Annotated in this window: 15 protein-coding genes and 1 pseudogene; 13 read left to right on the top strand and 3 right to left on the bottom strand. The window is 74.0% G+C overall.

Going from position 1 to position 16,433, the window contains the following annotated elements:
- Positions 1-55: 55 nt before the first annotated feature.
- Positions 56-376 carry a ferredoxin gene (fdxA, locus tag EV372_RS05775; RefSeq protein ID WP_013154907.1) on the top strand — a complete coding sequence of 107 codons (321 nt, stop codon included), beginning with the start codon at positions 56-58 and terminating at the stop codon, positions 374-376.
- A gap of 210 nt (positions 377-586) precedes the next feature.
- The gene (dapC, locus tag EV372_RS05770; protein ID WP_130395146.1) at positions 587-1,693 is read left to right on the top strand and encodes a succinyldiaminopimelate transaminase; all 1,107 of its coding nucleotides are present in this window, start codon (positions 587-589) and stop codon (positions 1,691-1,693) included.
- Positions 1,694-1,960: 267 nt separating this feature from the next.
- On the opposite strand, the gene EV372_RS05765 is transcribed toward dapC, so the two are convergent.
- Positions 1,961-2,842 (bottom strand): hypothetical protein, encoded by an 882-nt coding sequence (locus tag EV372_RS05765; RefSeq protein ID WP_130395145.1) that lies wholly within the window; start codon positions 2,840-2,842, stop codon positions 1,961-1,963.
- 188 nt (positions 2,843-3,030) lie between these two features.
- Here EV372_RS05765 and EV372_RS05760 point away from each other — a divergent pair, with 188 nt between their 5' ends.
- From EV372_RS05760 to EV372_RS05730, 7 genes and pseudogenes are all read left to right on the top strand, one after another.
- On the top strand, positions 3,031-3,867 hold the full coding sequence (locus EV372_RS05760) for a 2,3,4,5-tetrahydropyridine-2,6-dicarboxylate N-succinyltransferase (RefSeq protein ID WP_013154904.1): 837 nt from the start codon (positions 3,031-3,033) through the stop codon (positions 3,865-3,867).
- A gap of 176 nt (positions 3,868-4,043) precedes the next feature.
- Positions 4,044-5,108, top strand: coding sequence for a succinyl-diaminopimelate desuccinylase (gene dapE / locus EV372_RS05755; RefSeq protein ID WP_130395144.1), 1,065 nt, complete (start codon positions 4,044-4,046; stop codon positions 5,106-5,108).
- Between the two features lie 136 nt (positions 5,109-5,244).
- Complete coding sequence (locus EV372_RS05750) at positions 5,245-6,030, top strand: LOG family protein (RefSeq protein WP_013154902.1); 786 nt, start codon at positions 5,245-5,247, stop codon at positions 6,028-6,030.
- Positions 6,031-6,158: 128 nt separating this feature from the next.
- Positions 6,159-6,515: pseudogene (locus EV372_RS05745) on the top strand (hypothetical protein); the annotation flags it as partial.
- 598 nt (positions 6,516-7,113) lie between these two features.
- Positions 7,114-7,707, top strand: coding sequence for a hypothetical protein (locus EV372_RS05740; RefSeq protein ID WP_130395143.1), 594 nt, complete (start codon positions 7,114-7,116; stop codon positions 7,705-7,707).
- 483 nt (positions 7,708-8,190) lie between these two features.
- Complete coding sequence (locus EV372_RS05735; RefSeq protein ID WP_013154899.1) at positions 8,191-8,358, top strand: DUF3117 domain-containing protein; 168 nt, start codon at positions 8,191-8,193, stop codon at positions 8,356-8,358.
- Between the two features lie 100 nt (positions 8,359-8,458).
- On the top strand, positions 8,459-9,949 hold the full coding sequence (locus EV372_RS05730) for a leucyl aminopeptidase (protein ID WP_130395142.1): 1,491 nt from the start codon (positions 8,459-8,461) through the stop codon (positions 9,947-9,949).
- A gap of 242 nt (positions 9,950-10,191) precedes the next feature.
- Here EV372_RS05730 and EV372_RS05725 read toward each other — a convergent pair whose 3' ends face one another.
- Together EV372_RS05725 and EV372_RS05720 are read right to left on the bottom strand one after the other, a co-directional pair.
- Entirely contained in the window at positions 10,192-11,205 is a 1,014-nt protein-coding gene (locus EV372_RS05725) for a GNAT family N-acetyltransferase (RefSeq protein WP_130395141.1), read from the bottom strand.
- Entirely contained in the window at positions 11,202-11,807 is a 606-nt protein-coding gene (locus EV372_RS05720; RefSeq protein WP_130395140.1) for an O-methyltransferase, read from the bottom strand. Before EV372_RS05720 ends, EV372_RS05725 begins: the two co-directional genes overlap by 4 nt.
- A gap of 314 nt (positions 11,808-12,121) precedes the next feature.
- Between EV372_RS05720 and sigE the strand changes: the two genes are divergently transcribed.
- The 4 genes from sigE to EV372_RS05700 all read left to right on the top strand — a co-directional run bounded on the left by sigE (position 12,122) and on the right by EV372_RS05700 (position 16,336).
- Positions 12,122-12,736: an RNA polymerase sigma factor SigE gene (gene sigE, locus EV372_RS05715; protein WP_165435966.1), complete on the top strand. Its 615-nt coding sequence runs from the start codon at positions 12,122-12,124 to the stop codon at positions 12,734-12,736.
- A 2-nt stretch (positions 12,737-12,738) separates the two neighbouring features.
- Positions 12,739-13,404, top strand: a complete 666-nt coding sequence (locus EV372_RS05710) for an anti-sigma factor family protein (RefSeq protein WP_130395139.1) — start codon at positions 12,739-12,741, stop codon at positions 13,402-13,404.
- Positions 13,401-14,483 carry a LolA-like protein gene (locus EV372_RS05705; RefSeq protein ID WP_130395138.1) on the top strand — a complete coding sequence of 361 codons (1,083 nt, stop codon included), beginning with the start codon at positions 13,401-13,403 and terminating at the stop codon, positions 14,481-14,483. Before EV372_RS05710 ends, EV372_RS05705 begins: the two co-directional genes overlap by 4 nt.
- 545 nt (positions 14,484-15,028) lie before the next feature.
- Positions 15,029-16,336, top strand: coding sequence for a S1C family serine protease (locus tag EV372_RS05700; RefSeq protein WP_372497329.1), 1,308 nt, complete (start codon positions 15,029-15,031; stop codon positions 16,334-16,336).
- Positions 16,337-16,433 lie beyond the last annotated feature (97 nt).

Raw genomic sequence — 16,433 nt, 5'->3', positions numbered from 1 at the left:
CTGCGAAGATCCCCGCCTCCCCCGTGGGACGCGGGGGTGAGACAAGGAGTACGACGTGACCTACGTCATCGCGCAGCCCTGTGTTGATGTACTGGACAAGGCGTGCATTGACGAGTGCCCCGTGGACTGCATCTACGAGGGCGACCGCATGCTCTATATCCACCCGGACGAGTGCGTTGACTGCGGTGCGTGTGAGCCTGTCTGCCCGGTGGAGGCCATCTACTACGAGGACGACCTCCCCGAGCAGTGGTCCGACTTCTACAAGGCCAACGTCGACTTCTTCGACGACCTGGGCTCCCCGGGCGGCGCCTCCAAGGTCGGCAAGATCGACCGCGACCACCCGCTCGTGGCCAAGCTGCCGCCGCAGGCCGAGTAGCCCGGCGGCGCGCCGGGCGGGTTCCGGCGCTCCCGAGGCCGGGAGGGACGCCCGCGGCACCCCTATGGCGCAGAGGGTGCGCGGGTCCGACCGGCCCGGCGCGGACGACGTGTCGCGCCGACCCCCGTGGCGGGGGTCGGCGCGATTCCTGTGTGACGTGTGGCCCGTGTGACCTGTGGCAACAGACCCGACCTGGATGGAGTAAGTGCGATGGCCGAGCGGCGACCCGTGGCGAAGCGGCTCCCGACCTTCCCGTGGGACCGGCTGGCGCCGTACAAGCGCAGGGCCGCCGAGCACCCCGACGGCATCGTCGACCTGTCCGTCGGCACCCCCGTGGACCCGGTGCCCGCCCTGCTGCGCAAGGCCCTCGCCGACGCGGCCGACGCGCCCGGCTACCCCCAGACCTGGGGCACGCCCGCGCTGCGCGCCTCCGTCGCGGGCTGGCTGGAGCGCCGCCACGGCGTGCGCGTCGCGGAGGGCGCCGTCCTGCCCACCGTGGGCTCCAAGGAGCTCGTGGCCTGGCTGCCCACGCTCCTGGGCCTCGGCGCGGGCGACACGGTCGTCCACCCCGAGCTGGCCTACCCCACCTACGACATCGGCGCGCGCGTGGCCGGGGCCACCCCGGTGGCCTCCGACGGCCTGACCTCCCTCGGCCCCGCACCCGTCGGACTGGTGTGGGTGAACTCGCCGAGCAACCCGACCGGCCGGGTCCTGGGCACCGCGCACCTGCGCAAGGTGGTGGAGTGGGCCCGCGAGCGCGGCGCGATCGTGGCCTCCGACGAGTGCTACCTCGACCTGGGCTGGGACGGAGCCGAACCGGTGTCCATCCTGCACCCGGACGTGTGCGGCGGCTCCCACGACAACCTGCTGGCCGTGCACTCGCTGTCCAAGCGCTCCAACCTGGCCGGGTACCGCGCGGCCTTCGTCACCGGGGACCCCGCGCTGGTCGAGGAGCTGCTGGCGGTGCGCAAGCACGCCGGGATGATCGTCCCCGCGCCCGTCCAGGCGGCCATGGGCGCCGCCCTGGACGACGACGCGCACGCCACCGAGCAGAAGGAGCGCTACCGGTCCCGCCGCGCCAGGCTGCGCGAGGCCCTGGAGGGCGCGGGCTGGCGCATCGAGCACTCCGACGCCGGGCTGTACCTGTGGGCCGGCCACCCCGACCACGACGCTTGGGGCGCGGTGGCCCACCTGGCCGAACGCGGCGTGCTGGTCGCTCCCGGGAACTTCTACGGCCCGGCGGGCGCCGGGCACGTGCGCGTGGCGTTCACCGCCACCGACGAGCGGGTCGAGGCCGCGGCCGAGCGCCTGGCCTGAGCCGGGGCCGCTCGGACGGCGGGCCCGCCGCCGGTCGTCCACAGGCGGACGGAGGCGGTGGCCGCCGGGTGCCGGGGTGTGGTCCCCTTGTCGTATCGGGGGCCTACCCGTCCCGGTGCCGTGCGGCGTGCCCGCGTCCGCCCGAGCCGCCGGGCGACCGGCGCGCGGGACCGTGCCGCGGCCCAGCACCTGAACCGGCCCAGCGCCTGAACCGGTCCGCCACCCGGACCGGCCCACCACCCGAATTGGTCCGCAGACCGGCCCGGATCACTCCAGGACCAGGCCGCCCCCGGTGTCGCCCCCGTCGGCCGCCGCCCAGTCCTCGGAGTCGCCCGTGCCGTCCGAGGCCCGCCACCGCTGCCCGTCGTAGGACACCGACGTCAGCCCGTACTCCTCGGCGTGGGCCACCGCCCACAGGGCCATCGCCCAGCCCAGGTCGCCGGTCCGCGGCTCCTCGTCCCCGTCCAGCGGCAGGTCCGCCGGGGCGGTGCCGAACACCCGCTCCATCTCCTCCAGGGCCGCGTCCGGGTCCGCCTCGCCCGACCGCAGGTCCGCCAGCCCCTCGGCGCCGTACCAGCACGTCAGCGCGGCCCCCTGCGCGCCGGTGAAGACCTCGGCCATCCGCGTGGACAGGCGCTCGTGCTGGTCGTAGGCGTAGCCGTCGGCGCTGCGCTGCACCGCCTGGGCCGCCTCGTAGACCGGGATGGACTTCCACCCCTCCACCTCCACCAGCTCCTCGTAGAACGAGCTGCTGGCGTACACCGGGTCCAGGATCTGATCCGGGTCGCCCCACTCCTGCGAGGGCCGCTGCTGGAACAGTCCCAGGGAGTCCCGGTCGCCGTACTCCACGTTGTAGAACGCCGACTCCTGCCACACCGTCGCGAAGGCGATCGTCACGGCCTCCGGGGGCAGGTCCTGGCCGAACGCCACGCCTCCCACCGTGGCCGCGCTCGCGGCCTGGGCGTTCTCCAACGAGTACCGGCCGTCGGCCATCGTCAGGCGGCAGCCGGGTTCGGGCGGGGGAGTGGTGTCGATCGGCTCGAACGTGGTCAGCACGTAGTAGGCCCCGGCGACGAGCGAGCCGCAGACGAGGACCAGGGAGAGCAGGATCTTGACGAAGGCGGAGAGCCTCCGGCGCTTACTGGGCACGGGCGAACCAAGGGTCGGCGACAGGTGGGCGCTCCGCACCCGCAGGGGGCGTCGCGCGGGGGCGCACGCGGCGCCACGGCCGCATTGTAGCCGCCGCCGAGGCGGGCGTCGGGTCGTGCGCGAAGGTGACGGCCGCCTCGGGGAGGGGGTGCCCCCGCACCCGGAGCGAGCGGCTAACGTGTGTGCACATGACCAGCTCGTACTCCAGCCCGCTGCCCGACCGCATCGACGAACTCTGGGAGAGCCGCGCCGAGCTCACGCCCGGCCACACCGAGGCCCGTGAGACCATCATCGGCGCGATCGACCAGATCGACGAGGGCAAGGCCCGCGTGGCCTTCGTCGACCCCTCCACCGACGAGGTCGTCGTCGACGAGCGCGCCAAGCGCTCCATCCTCCTCGGCTTCAAGGTCCTGGAGATGAAGGAGTCGCACGTCGGCGACTTCTACCACCACGACCGCATGCCGCTCAAGACCCGCTTCGACGGCGTCCGCGTCGTCGCCGGGGCGATCGCCCGCTGGGGCTCCTACCTCGCCCCCGGTGTCGTGCTGATGCCGTCCTTCACCAACATCGGCGCCCACGTCGGTTCCGGCACGATGGTCGACACCTGGGCCACGGTCGGCTCCTGCGCCCAGGTCGGCGAGAACGTCCACCTGTCCGGCGGCGTCGGCGTCGGCGGCGTCCTCGAACCGCCGCAGGCCTCCCCGGTGGTCATCGAGGACGACGCCTTCCTCGGCTCCCGCAGCATGGTCGTCGAGGGCGCCCGCGTGCGCAAGGGCGCCAAGCTCGGCGCGGGCACCATCCTCACCTCCTCCACCCGCGTGTTCGACGCCGAGACCGGCGAGGAGCTCCCGCGCGGCGAGGCCCCGGCCTGGTCGGTGTGCGTCACCGCCAACCGCGCCAAGAGCTTCCCCGGCGGCGACTTCGGCATGCCGGTGCTGCTCGTGCTCAGGCGCCTGAAGGAGGGCGAGGAGCACGACAAGCTCGCGCTCAACGACCTGCTCCGCGAGCACGGCGTCAACGCCTGACCCGTCCGCACCCGACCGGGGCGCCCTTCCGCACGGGGAGGGCGCCCCGGCCGTTCGTCAGGGCGAGTTCCCGCCGTACCCCCGGTTACCCCAGACTGGGGGTACGGCTATTCCCAAGCGGGGGTACGGATCCCCCGGCCCGACGGCTTCCCAACCTCACCGAAACGGGGCGACACATGCTTGACCTGACCTCGGACGCCGCGGCCCTGACCGCCGCCCTCGTGGACATCCGATCCGAGAGCGGTGACGAGAAGGTCCTCGCCGACGCGGTCGAGGGCGCCCTGTCGGCCCTGCCCCACCTGCGCGTCAGCCGCGACGGCGACGCCGTGGTCGCCCGCACGGACCTGGGCCGCCCCCGCCGCGTCGTCATCGCCGGGCACATCGACACCGTCCCCATCGTGGACAACGTGCCCTCCCGAGTCGTCGGCGACCGCCTCTACGGGTGCGGCACCTCGGACATGAAGGCCGGTGTCGCCGTCCAGCTCAGGCTGGCCGCCCTGGTCGCCGAGCCGGTGCACGACGTCACCTACGTCTTCTACGACAACGAGGAGGTCGACGCCTCCCGCAACGGCCTGCTCCGCCTGGCCCGCAACCGCCCCGAGTGGTTGGCGGGGGACTTCGCGGTCCTCATGGAGCCCACCGACGGCGTCATCGAGGGCGGCTGCCAGGGCACCATGCGCGTGGAGGTCACCACCCGCGGCAAGCGCGCCCACAGCGCCCGCTCCTGGATGGGCGTGAACGCCATCCACGGCGCCGGAGCAGTCCTGGACGTCCTGCGCGCCTACACCCCGCGCGAACCCGAGGTGGAGGGGCTGCGCTTCCACGAGGGCCTCAACGCCGTGGCCATCGAGGGCGGGGTCGCTGGCAACGTCATCCCCGACGAGTGCGTGGTCCGGGTCAACTACCGCTTCGCCCCCGACCTGTCCGTCGCCGACGCCGAGGCGCACCTGCGCGAGGTCTTCGCCGGGTTCGAGGTCGCGGTGGTGGACGCCGCCGCCCCCGCCCGGCCCGGGCTGGACGAGCCCTCGGCCGCGGCGTTCGTCACCGCGGTGGGGGAGGGCAGCGCCCGCGCCAAGCTCGGCTGGACCGACGTCTCCCGCTTCTCCGAGCTGGGCGTGCCCGCCGTCAACTACGGCCCCGGCGACCCGACGCTCGCCCACACCAAGGACGAGTACGCCGAGATCCCCCGCATCCACGAGGCCGAGGAGCGCATGGTGGCCTGGTTGTCGGGCACCCGCTGAGCCCCCGCCGCGCCCCGGCCGACGGATCCCTGACCAGTCCCGACACCGGCCGGGGCGGCGAAAAGGCCGTTCGTGGCCACCCCCGTGAAACGTGTGGTTCAGGTGTGAGCCGGTTCCACGCGGATAGCTTTACGTCATGACGGAAGAAGAAGAGACCGTACGACGCGCAGGGCCCCTCACCTACCGGGGCGACTCCATCCCCAACACCACCACCGACCAGCGCCTCCTCGACCAGCGGGGCCCCACGGACTGGGTGCACACCGACCCGTGGCGGGTGCTGCGCATCCAGTCGGAGTTCGTGGAGGGCTTCGGCCTGCTCTCGGAGCTGCCCTCGGCGGTGAGCGTGTTCGGCTCGGCCCGCCTGCGCCCCGGCAACCGCTACTACGACATCGGCGTCCAGATGGGCGCCAAGCTGGCGGAGGCCGGGTACGCCACCATCACCGGCGGCGGACCGGGGATGATGGAGGCGGTCAACAAGGGCGCCCAGCAGGCGGGCGGGCTGTCGGTCGGGCTCGGCATCGAGCTGCCGTTCGAGCAGTCGCTCAACGACTACGTCGACATCGGGGTGACCTTCCGGTACTTCTTCGTCCGCAAGACGATGTTCGTGAAGTACTCCCAGGCGTTCGTGGTCCTGCCCGGGGGCTTCGGCACCCTGGACGAGCTGTTCGAGGCGGCCACCCTCGTGCAGACCAACAAGGTCACCCGCTTCCCGATCGTGCTGGTCGGCACCGAGTTCTGGGGCGGGATGCGGGACTGGATCCGCTCCAGCCTGCTGGAGAACCAGCTCATCAAGTCGCACGACATGGAGCTGGTCCAGGTGACCGACGACCTCGACGAGGTGGTCGACATCATCCGCAAGTCCCACCTGGACATCCACCGCCAGCACGTGCAGTCGGAGGAGCAGCCCGGCCCGGAGCAGTAGGGGGACGACGGGGGAGCGGCGCACGGCGTACGGGCCGTGCGCCGTTCCGGCGCTGGCGGCGCGGGTGCGGCCCCGGCCGAGCGCGAGGGCCGTACCCGGCCCGGGCGGCGTGTGGCACGATCGTGTCCGTGCCTGTTCTCATCATGGTCCTCGTCGCCGCCGCCGCGCTCGCCGTCCTCGTGGGCGTCGTCTGCATCGTGCTGGGCAAGGGCGGCCAGCTCGCCCGCTTCGAGGCCGACTACCCCCCGCTCGCACTGCCCGAAGACCGGCCCGTCAAGGCGTTCGACCTGGGCCGCCTGATGCTGCCCCTGGCCATGTGGGGCTACCACGTGCGCGCCGTGGACGAGCTGCTGCTGCGCCTCACCGCCACGCTGCGCGAGCGTGAGGAGCGCATCGGGGACCTGGAGTGGCGCCTGTCGCGCCTGGACCCGTCCTACGTTCCGGAGGGCACCGGCCCGATCCCCGGGGCGCACCTGCCCGGCGACGCCTACGCCCCCGAGCAGGGCGCGCGCGGCCCCGCCGCGGTCGGGAGCACCACGGTCGCGGGCTTCGGGAGCGGTGCCTTCCGGCCCGGGACCGCGACCGGACCGGCGGACTCCGCCGCCGGGGGTTCCGCGTCCGCCGGTGCCACGGGGACCACCGCGCCCATGGGTGTCACAGGGGCCACCGCGCCCACCGAGGCCATCGAGGGCGCCGAGGCCGAGGACACCCCCCAGACCCCGGACGAGCGGGAGACCGGGGAGGACACCGAGGGCTCCGACAGGGCCGGGACGCCCGGGGACCCGACGGCCGCCGGAGCCGGGGAGCGCACCGAGGCGGCGGGAGGATCCGGGGCCGTGGACGCCTCCGACTCCTCCCCGTCGCGCGGCGACGAGCGCTGACCCCCGCACCCAAAGCTGTGGCGCGTGTCACGTTTGACGGTACCGCCCTGACCTGGCGTTCGCCTTCCTCTATGCCGTGCATCACAGTCCCCGCGCGGTTATCGGGCGAAACCTGTGGGTTCGGGTGCTCTATTCTCGGTCGCTGTATCCGCGTTCCCCCCGTTCCGCCGGAGCGGGTGCATCACCGTTGAGGATGGCGAGGATGGACACAGCAGCCGAACTGGAGTCGGGAGCCGACGACCGGCGCGAAGGGCCCGCTTCCTCCGTGACAGCCGCCTCCCCCGTGCAGCTGTCCCTGTGGCCGCCGCCCAGGTCGACCCGGCACAGCGGCAGGCGCCGCCGCCAGTTCACCGTTCTGGGCGCGGCCGCGCTGGCCGTCCTCCTGGTCGGCGGAGGGGCCGCCGCGTGGGCCCTGCTGGCCGACGGCGAAGAGAGCGCGCAGGAGGCCGTCGCCCCGGCGGAGGACTTCGTCGGAGCCTGGGCGGGCGAGATGGTCCAGGTGAACACCGAGGGCCAGCACGTCGCCGACTGGCACGCCGAGGTGCGGATCGAGGAGGGCGCCGAGCGCGGCAGCACCGCCTGGACGACCTTCGCCTGCTCGGGGACGCTCGTGCTGTCCGCGGGCGACAACGACCGGCGCGTCTACGCCTACACCGAGACCGCCGACCCCGAGGACCGCTGCGTCGACGAGGCCGAGCTGACCCTGGCGCCCGCCGCGGACGGCGGTCTGAGGGCGGAGTGGTCCTCGGTCACCGACGAGGGCACCCGGATGACGTCGACGGGCCCCCTGAGCTGATCCGGTCGTCCGGATCGCCGTCCGCCCCGGGCACTGGTTCGACCGCCTGGAGGCGGTGCCGTTCCGGACCCGTCCGACCGCGGCCTCCGGGACTCGGGTTCCCGGCGGGGACGAAAGCGCAGGTCGGAGATGTTGTCCAGGTGTCGCCGGACTCTCGGGTCCGGCCCACCGCCCCCGGGCGGGGGCTTACGCGGATCCCCGTGCGCTCACGGGGTTTCGGCCAGTACCGATATAACCTTACTGACCGACGTTTCCTCGTTGGTGGAAACCGCCGGAGGCGGCCCGGCCGCCGACCGGCGCACACACGGGGGCCAACCTCCGAGATAATGGTCGGAGAGTGATTCACGTCCCCCAAGCCACAAGGGCGAGAGTCACGCGGAACCGGCCTACGGCTCCGGAGCCGAGACGGGCCAAGCGGATCGGCGTCGGTGCTGTGGGTCGGCCCCGGTCATCCGCGAGGAAACACCTAGAAAGGGGAATGGCATGGCGGCGATGAAGCCGAGGACCAGCGACGGGCCGATGGAGGTCACCAAGGAGGGTCGCGGCATCATCATGCGGGTCCCGCTGGAGGGGGGCGGACGCCTGGTCGTCGAGCTGACGCCGGCCGAGGCGACCGAACTCCGGGACGCGCTCAAGGGTGTCGTCGGCTAGGTCCGGCACCACGTTCTCACCCTCCCCCACCCGGGCCGGAACGCCCGACGGCCCCCCGAGGTCGTAGACCCCCATGACAGCGAACGATTGTGAGCGGCCTGTGCCATTCGCCACGGAGATCCAGCCCCGTTCGGGGAGCCTCGCCGAATCCACCGCGGACCTGCTGGTCCTTCCCGTCCTCTCGGGAGACGGCGGACCCGCGGAGGCCGAAGGGGTCGCCGAGGGCGGCCTGACACAGGTGCTTCCGGCTCCGCTCGGCGATCTGTTCGCGCACTACTCGCTCACCGGGAAACCCGGTGAGCTGGCCCAGTTCCCGGTGCCCCGGGACCAGGGGCTGGTACGGCTGGCCCTTCTGGGGGTCGGTTCGGGTTCCCCCGACGACCTCCGGAAGGCCGGCGCAGCCCTGTCCCGGGCCGCCCGGGGAAGAGAGCGGGCCGCCCTGGCCTGGCCGGGTGCCGGCGGCGACGCCGCCACCGCCTTCGCCGAGGGCGTCCTCCTGGCCTCCTACACCTTCAGCCTCAAGACCGCCGAACCCCCGGCGGACCAGCGCCCCGCCCCGGTGGTCGAGGTGGTGGGCCCCGGCGCCGGGGACCTCGCCGACGCGCTGGAGCGCGGCACCCGGCTGGCCGGGGCCACCGCCCTGGCCCGCGACCTCATCAACACCCCGTCCATGACCAAGGACCCCGCGTGGATGGCCGCGCGCGCCGGCGAGGTCGCCGCGGACTCCGGCCTCCAGGTGCGGGTCTGGGACGAGGCGGAGCTGGAGCGCGACGGCTTCGGCGCGATCCTCGCCGTCGGCCGGGGATCCTCGCGCCCCTCCCGGCTGGTCCAGCTCTCCTACACCCCCGAGAACCCCACCGCGCACGTGGTGCTGGTCGGCAAGGGCATCACCTTCGACACCGGCGGCCTCTCGCTCAAGCCCAACGACAACATGTCGCTGATGAAGACCGACATGAGCGGCTCGGCGATCGTGCTCGCCGTGCTGTCCGCGCTGTCGGCCGTGGGCGCCTCGGTACGGGTGACCGGCCTGCTGGCCCTGGCCGAGAACGCCTTCGGCGGCGACGCCACACGCATCGGCGACGTGCTCACCACCTACGGCGGCACGACCGTCGAGGTGCTCAACTCCGACGCCGAGGGCCGCCTGGTCCTGGCCGACGCCATGGGCTACGCGGTCGCCGAGCTGGCCCCGGACGTGCTCGTGGACGTGGCCACGCTCACCGGCGCGGCCAAGGTCGCGCTCGGTACGGGCATGGGCGCCCTGTACAGCACCGACGACGCGCTGGCCGCCGAGATCGAGACCGCGGGCCGGGCCTCCGGCGAGCCGCTGTGGCGGATGCCGCTGACCGAGGAGTACGCCGAGACCACCGAGTCCCGCGTGGCGGACCTGGCCAACATCGGCACCCGCCGCGAGTTCGGCCCGGCCGGAGCCACCGACGCCGCCCTGTTCCTGCGCGAGTTCACCGGCGGCGTGCCCTGGGCCCACCTGGACATCGCCGGTCCCGGCCGGTCGACCAAGGAGAGCGGCCTGCTCAGCAAGGGCGGCACCGCCTTCGCCACGCGCACGCTGCTGCGCTGGCTCGCCGAGCGCTAGCCGAGCCGAGAAGACCCCGGCCGCGCGGACGCGGCCGGGGACGGCGTTCATACGGCCGCTCTTCCGGTGCCGGTTCCTCCGGTCCGGCTGAGCGCGCCCGCGACGAGCAGGGACGCGAAACCCGCACCCGCGGCGGAGGCCGCTACGCCACCATCACCGCCCCGCGGCGGCACGACGCCTGACGGCCGCCCCGCCATGGAGCGGGCGGGGTTCACAAGGTGCGGGACAGGGCGCGGGCCGGGCTATCCCGGCAGGACGCGCTGGAACTCGTGCATGCGCTCCACCGGGCGAAAGCCCAGGCGCAGGTTGACCCGGCGCATGGGGGCGTTGCCGGGGGCGTTCCAGGTGCGGACCTGGACCCGCTCGGGGAACTCCGCGGCCAGCACCTCCAGGTTGCGCAGCTTCAGGGCCGAGCCCAGGCGGTTGCCCCGGTGCTCGGGCGCCACCAGGGTGTCCTCCTGGTAGGCGGCGCCCTCCCCCTCGGGCAGGGCGATCTCGCTGTACCCGGCCAGGCCGCCGGTGGCGGCCCGGGCCGCGCAGACCAGCGTGCGGTACCGCTGGGCGCGGCGGCGCTCCTCCTGGTCACGCACGCGCGCGGGGTCCCAGAGCCCCCGCTCGAAGGCCGCATCCCCGAGCGGGACGTCGGCCTGCATCCGCGTGCGCAGCCGCGCGTAGTCGGCCACCAGCTCCTCCGGGCACGTGTCCGTCCAGGTCAGCAGCTCGTAACGGGACCCGAGGGCGAGCACGTCGGCGCCGGCCTCCTCGCGCGTCCGCGCGGCCAACGGAAGTCCCAGGACGTAGTAGTCCTCCTCGTGGACCGCCGTGAACCCGCGCGCGAGCGCGAAGCGGACGCCGGGCCAGTCCTCGAAGGACCGGTCCGAGGGCAGCTGGACCTCGCCCAGCGCGGTCGTGCGCCCCTCCTCGGCCAGGACGCGCTGCGCGTGCTCCCACAGGCGGGTTCCGTGGCCGCGGCGCCGCGTCGCGACGGGCACGTTGACGTCGACCTCGGCCAGGTGCAGGTTGTCCCGGTCCCCGAACTCCAGCAGGAGCGCGCCCGCCACCCCGCCGTCCTCCCCGTGGGCCGCGTAGGCCAGGGCCCGCCGTTCGCCCCCGCGGCCGCGGAGCACCGCGCGCAGGGAGTCCGGGTGGGGGAGCGGGACCACCCCGGGGTCGCGGTCGGCGAGCGAGGCCGCCCGCACGGCCGCGTACCAGGAGTCGAAGGCGGCGGGGTCGGTGCCGTCGACGCGGCTGATCACCGTCGGCCGGGTTCCTGGTGGATGGCGGCCAGCAGTCCCTCGCCCACCGGCATGAGCATCGGGATGAACTCCTCCCCCTCCCGCACGCGGCGGATCACCTCGCGCACGGCGGTCTCGCGGGGGTCGGGCACGCGCAGCGGCCCGTCCGGCTCGCTGGAGGCCACCATGGCGCCGTTGAACACCGCCATCCCGCCCCGGCGCAGCAGGCGCAGCGCCTCGTCCATGTACAGGGGGTAGGACACCGCGTCGGCGTCCACGAACACCAGGTCGTACCCGCCGTCGGTCAGCCTCGGCAGCACGTCCAGGGCCGTCCCGCGGATCAACCGGGCCCGCCCGGGGCCGAAACCGGCGCGGGAGTACACCGAGCGCGCGTAGTCCTGGTAGGCGGCGTTGGTGTCCACCGTGGTCAGGATCCCGTCCGGGGCCATCCCCCGCAGCAGCCAGATCCCCGACGCCCCGCACCCGGTGCCGATCTCCACCACGGAGCGGGCGCCGATGGAGGCGGCCAGGAAGCGCAGGGCCGTGCCCGTCGCCGCGTCCACCGGCGTGGCCGACGACCGGCTGCCCGCCTCGTAGGCGTCCGCCAGGGGCTCGTCCTCCATGGCGTCCTGCTCGAACCGGGACTGCTCGGCGCGGACCCAGGTGATCCGGGCCGCGGTCTCCTCCGGGCTGGCGATAACGGCCTCCCACAGCGTTCACGTGTCTGGTGGGGCTCTGACCAGGGGGTGGTCACCCACCGTAGAATGTCGGTCGCGGCCAGGTCATGTCCCTGGCAAAAGACTAGCCTGAACCGGACCGAACTCCGAGCGTTGTGGCGGGAACTTAATCCACGTCCCCGGGCGTTGAAACGGGATGAACGTACGTTGATCGCCACGAAGCAAACTCCCCCCGACCAACCTGGCGGCGAATCGACGGGATGAAGGGAGCAGCGGTGCCAGAGTCCGGCCCTGCCGTGGAATTCGAGGCATGGGAACCCCCGAGCTGGGACGAGGTCGTGCGGACCCACTCCCCGCGCGTGTACCGGCTCGCCTACCGGCTGACCGGCAACAAGCACGACGCCGAGGACCTCACGCAGGAGGTCTTCATCCGGGTCTTCCGCTCGCTGGCCAACTACACCCCCGGCACCTTCGAGGGGTGGCTGCACCGCATCACCACCAACCTCTTCCTCGACATGGCCCGCCGCCGGGCCCGCATCCGCTTCGAGGGCCTGGCCGAGAACGCCGACGAGCGCCTGGAGGGCCGCGAGCCCTCCCCCGCGCAGCGCTACGACGACCGGCACTTCGACGCCGACATCCAGTCCGCGCTGGACGCGCTGCCCGCCGAGTTCCGCGCCCCGGTCGTCCTGTGCGACATCGAGGGGCTCTCCTACGAGGAGATCGCGGCGACGCTCGACGTCAAGCTCGGCACCGTCCGCAGCCGGATCCACCGGGGCCGCGCCCAGCTGCGCCGGGCCCTGGAGCACCGGCGGTCGCTGGCCGCCGACAACGAGGCGCGCAGCGGCGGAAACGTCATCAACGGGGAGGCGGAGTGAGTATGGACCACCTCGGAGAGCGGCTCTCCGCGCTCGTCGACGGCGAGCTCGGCCCGGTCGACCACGAGAGCGCCCTCATCCACCTGGCCAAGTGCGAGTCGTGCCGCTTCGAGGCCGACATGATGCGCCGCCTCAAGCGCCGCCTGCACGGCCTGTGCGAGCCCGAGCCCGACATGGACTTCATGGGACGGCTCACCAGCCTGTCCCGCGACCACGGACCCTCGGACCGGGGCCCCTCCGTCGGCGGAACCGGCTTCGGCAGCAGTCCGCCCCTGGGCTCCTCGCGCCCCCTGGGCGGCTTCCCCGGCGGCCCCCTGGCCGCCGTGCCCCCGGCCGCGGGGAGTACTCCGCCCGCCGCGGGCGGCCCGGCCCCCTCGCGGCCGGAGCGCGCCGCCGCGCCCGGGCGCCGTCGCCGCGGCGACCGCCTCACGCACCTGTTCCCGGCCTTCCCCGGCGGCCGCTACGCCGTCGCGGGCTTCGCCGTGGCCACGGCCCTGATCGGCAGCGCGTTCGTGGCCGGGGGTGAGGCCGAGGAGACGCCCGTGGTCGAGCCCCGCCTGGCCGACTACGCGGTCGAGCACGCGCTGACCAGCCGCAACATTCCGGTGGTCGACGCGCGGCCCACCGCCGCCGAAGTCCCCCACGGCCCCGCCGAAACCACCCGGTGAGCGCGGAGGAACCCTCCTCCGCGCGTTCCGCCCCGGTCACGATCCTCGTCGTGGCACTGCTGTGCGCGCTGCTGCTCACGGCCGCCGCGCACCCCCATCCCACCGCCGTCCCGGCCGAGGGAGAGGACGACGGGATGTCGGTGCTGCACCGCGCCGCAGCGGCGGAGGACGAGGTCGCCTACTCGGCCGTGCGCGAGGTCACCGGACCGGAGGACACGGAGGGCGGGCAGTCCGCCGAGGGCCGGACGCTGCGCGTGCGCGTGGTGAGCAGGCCCGGCGACGGCATCGCACTGGCCCCCGTCGGAGACGAGGAGTCCGCCCTGGTGGTGGACGCCTCCTCGGCCCTGGAGTCGCTGGACGACCGCCTGCTCAGCATGCTCGGCGACACCTACGCCGTCTCGGACGCGGGCCCCACCCGCCTGGACGGCCGGGAGGCCCGCCTGGTGGAGGCCAGGCACGCCGACGGCACCGTCGCCGGGCGGTTCTGGGTGGACACCGCCACCGGCCTGCTCCTGGGCCGGACCGTCTACGGCACCGGCGGCGAGCACGCGATCGGCTTCCGCCTCACCGGGCTCGAACTGGGGGAGGGGGACTGGCCGGAGGAGGCGCTGGGCGACTCCCCCTGGAGCGACACCCTCACCCGGACCGAGCGCGCGGACCTGCGCGCGGAGGAGTGGCCCCTCCCGGAGTACCTGTCCTGGAACCTGCGGCTGGTCGACGCCCGGTCCACCGAGCACGGCGGGCACCGCGTCGTGCACGCCGTCTACTCGGACGGTCTGTCCCAGGTGTCGGTTTTCACCCAACGTGGGAAGCTGGACAGCAAGCATTCCCCCACAGAACCGAACGGATACGCCGGAACCGGGACGGGGGGAAGCGGCGTCACACCACAACACGGCACGATCTTCGGCGGTGACGCGGGCCAGTACCAGAGCATGTGGCAGGCGAACGGCTTCGTCTACACGGTGCTCGCGGACGCCCCCGCGGGGCTGGCCACGTCCGCCGTGACCGCGCTGCCCGGGCCGGGTTCGGGTTTCTGGGCCCGCGTGCACCGCGGCCTGTCCCGGCTGGGGTTCCTCTAGGACCCGGGCCGGTCCCGTGCCGTCCCACAGCCGAGCGACTTACGGAGCAGGTCTTGAGCGAGGAAAACGGCCGCCCGGAACACGGGGGAGAGCCCGGCCGGGCGACCCCGCCGGGCGGTGGAACACCCCCCGAGCGCGCCGCGCCCGATCCGGCGAACGCGCCGGACCGGGCGCCCGCGGAGCGCCCCCGGTGGCCCGCCCGGGCCGCCGGAAGGCCGCCGGCACCCTCCCGGAACGCCTCCGCGGACCAGGGCGACCCCGCGCCCCCGCGCCACCCCGGGCCGTTCCCGCAGCCCGGACAGGGAGCCCCCGGAGCGCAGGCCGCCCCCACCCCGCCTCCCGGCAGTGGAGACCCCATGAACCTTGACCCCGGACCGGGCGAGCAGCCCGGCGCTCCCCGACCCGACCAGGCCTCCGCTCACCCCGTGGGGGGAGGGTTCCCCGGTTCCGCCAACCCCTCCGGCCCCGCCGCCCACGCCAGCTTCGCCAACCCCTCCGGCCCCGGCCACCCGGGTATCGGCGGTCCCTCCGGTCCTGCCAATCCCATGAACCCCGGTGCTCCTTCGGCTCCCGGGCAGCACACCGGCCACACCGGCCACACCGGTCAATCGGCCGCCCACGGCGGCTACGCGGCGGCCTTCCAGGCGGGGCACGCCGCCCCCTCGGGCCAGCCCGGCGCCCCCGGTCCGGGCGTCGCGCCCCCCGGTGTCCCCGGGCCCCACACGACCGGCCACCACAGCGCCCCGCAGCCCCCCGCGCCCAAGCGGCCCCGGCGCGGCGTCCCGGTGTGGATGGCGCTGTCGGGCATGCTCGTCGTCGCGCTCATCGCCGGAGGCGCCGGCGGTGTCGCGGGCGACCTCCTCAACGGCTCCTCCGGTGACGAGGCCGCGCAGGAGGAGGGCCCGGTCATGAACGAGCCGCCGCCCGAAGCCCCCCGGCGCGACCCCGACACCATCGCCGGTGTGGCCCAGCGGGTCAGCCCGAGCGTGGTGTTCATCCACAGCGCCGACCCCACCATCCCGAACAGCGGCTCCGGGTTCGTCATCGACGGGAACTACGTGGTGACCAACGACCACGTCTCCGCCGGTCTGGAGGCGGACGGCATCGTCGTGGAGTACAGCGACGGCAGCCTCTCCAGCGCCTCCGTGGTCGGCTCCGACCCCAGCTCCGACCTCGCGGTGCTGTCGCTGGACGACCCGATCGACGTCGAACCGCTCCAGTTCGGCGACTCCGAGCAGGTCATCGTCGGTGACGAGGTGATCGCCATCGGCGCGCCCCTGGGCCTGTCCGGAACCGTCACGCAGGGCATCATCAGCGCCGTCAACCGCCCGGTCAGCTCCGGCGAGGGCGAGAACGCCAGCCGCTTCTACGCGCTCCAGACCGACGCCGCCATCAACCCGGGCAACTCCGGCGGTCCGCTGGTGGACCTGGAGGGCCGGGTCATCGGGGTCAACTCGATGATCGTCACCATGAGCTCCATGGGGGAGCCCACGGGCAACATCGGCCTGGGCTTCGCGATCCCGTCGGTGGAGGCCGAACGCGTCGTGAACCGCCTCGTCGAGTACGGCGAGACCAGCTACGCCGACATCGGGGCCGAGATCGACCTGGACAGCCCGGTCGCGGGCGCGGTCATCGCCGACGGCGGGGGCGCGGTGGAGAGCGGCGGCCCCGCCGACCAGGCGGGGCTGGAACCGGGCGACGTCATCCTCTCCCTGGACGGGCGGCCGGTGAACTCGGGCCAGGAGCTGCTCGCCATGCTGCGCAGCCGCAGCCCGGGCGACGAGGTCGAGGTCGAGTACGACCGCGACGGCCGGCGCGAGACCGCCACGGTCACGCTGGGCTCGTCGGACTGACCGGCACGACTGCCCCGGACACGGGCGAGGCCCCCGAGCACGGAGCTCGGGGGCCTCGTCGCCGTTCGGGGCCGCGAGCCCCGTACGAGGTGTCGTC

This window comes from Nocardiopsis sp. CNZ308, from assembly GCF_004217075.1.
Note: the sequence above shows the minus strand (reverse complement) of the source record. Positions and strands in the feature narration are given on the sequence as shown.

Bases quoted from the DNA above. Each gene is read 5' to 3' on its own strand.
- dapC (WP_130395146.1), top strand. From the start codon at position 587: ATGGCCGAGCGGCGACCCGTGGCGAAGCGGCTCCCGACCTTCCCGTGG.
- EV372_RS05760 (WP_013154904.1), top strand. From the start codon at position 3,031: ATGACCAGCTCGTACTCCAGCCCGCTGCCCGACCGCATCGACGAACTC.
- dapE (WP_130395144.1), top strand. From the start codon at position 4,044: ATGCTTGACCTGACCTCGGACGCCGCGGCCCTGACCGCCGCCCTCGTG.
- EV372_RS05750 (WP_013154902.1), top strand. From the start codon at position 5,245: ATGACGGAAGAAGAAGAGACCGTACGACGCGCAGGGCCCCTCACCTAC.
- EV372_RS05740 (WP_130395143.1), top strand. From the start codon at position 7,114: ATGGACACAGCAGCCGAACTGGAGTCGGGAGCCGACGACCGGCGCGAA.
- EV372_RS05735 (WP_013154899.1), top strand. From the start codon at position 8,191: ATGGCGGCGATGAAGCCGAGGACCAGCGACGGGCCGATGGAGGTCACC.
- EV372_RS05720 (WP_130395140.1), bottom strand. From the start codon at position 11,807: ATGGAGGACGAGCCCCTGGCGGACGCCTACGAGGCGGGCAGCCGGTCG.
- sigE (WP_165435966.1), top strand. From the start codon at position 12,122: ATGAAGGGAGCAGCGGTGCCAGAGTCCGGCCCTGCCGTGGAATTCGAG.
- EV372_RS05710 (WP_130395139.1), top strand. From the start codon at position 12,739: ATGGACCACCTCGGAGAGCGGCTCTCCGCGCTCGTCGACGGCGAGCTC.
- EV372_RS05700 (WP_372497329.1), top strand. From the start codon at position 15,029: ATGAACCCCGGTGCTCCTTCGGCTCCCGGGCAGCACACCGGCCACACC.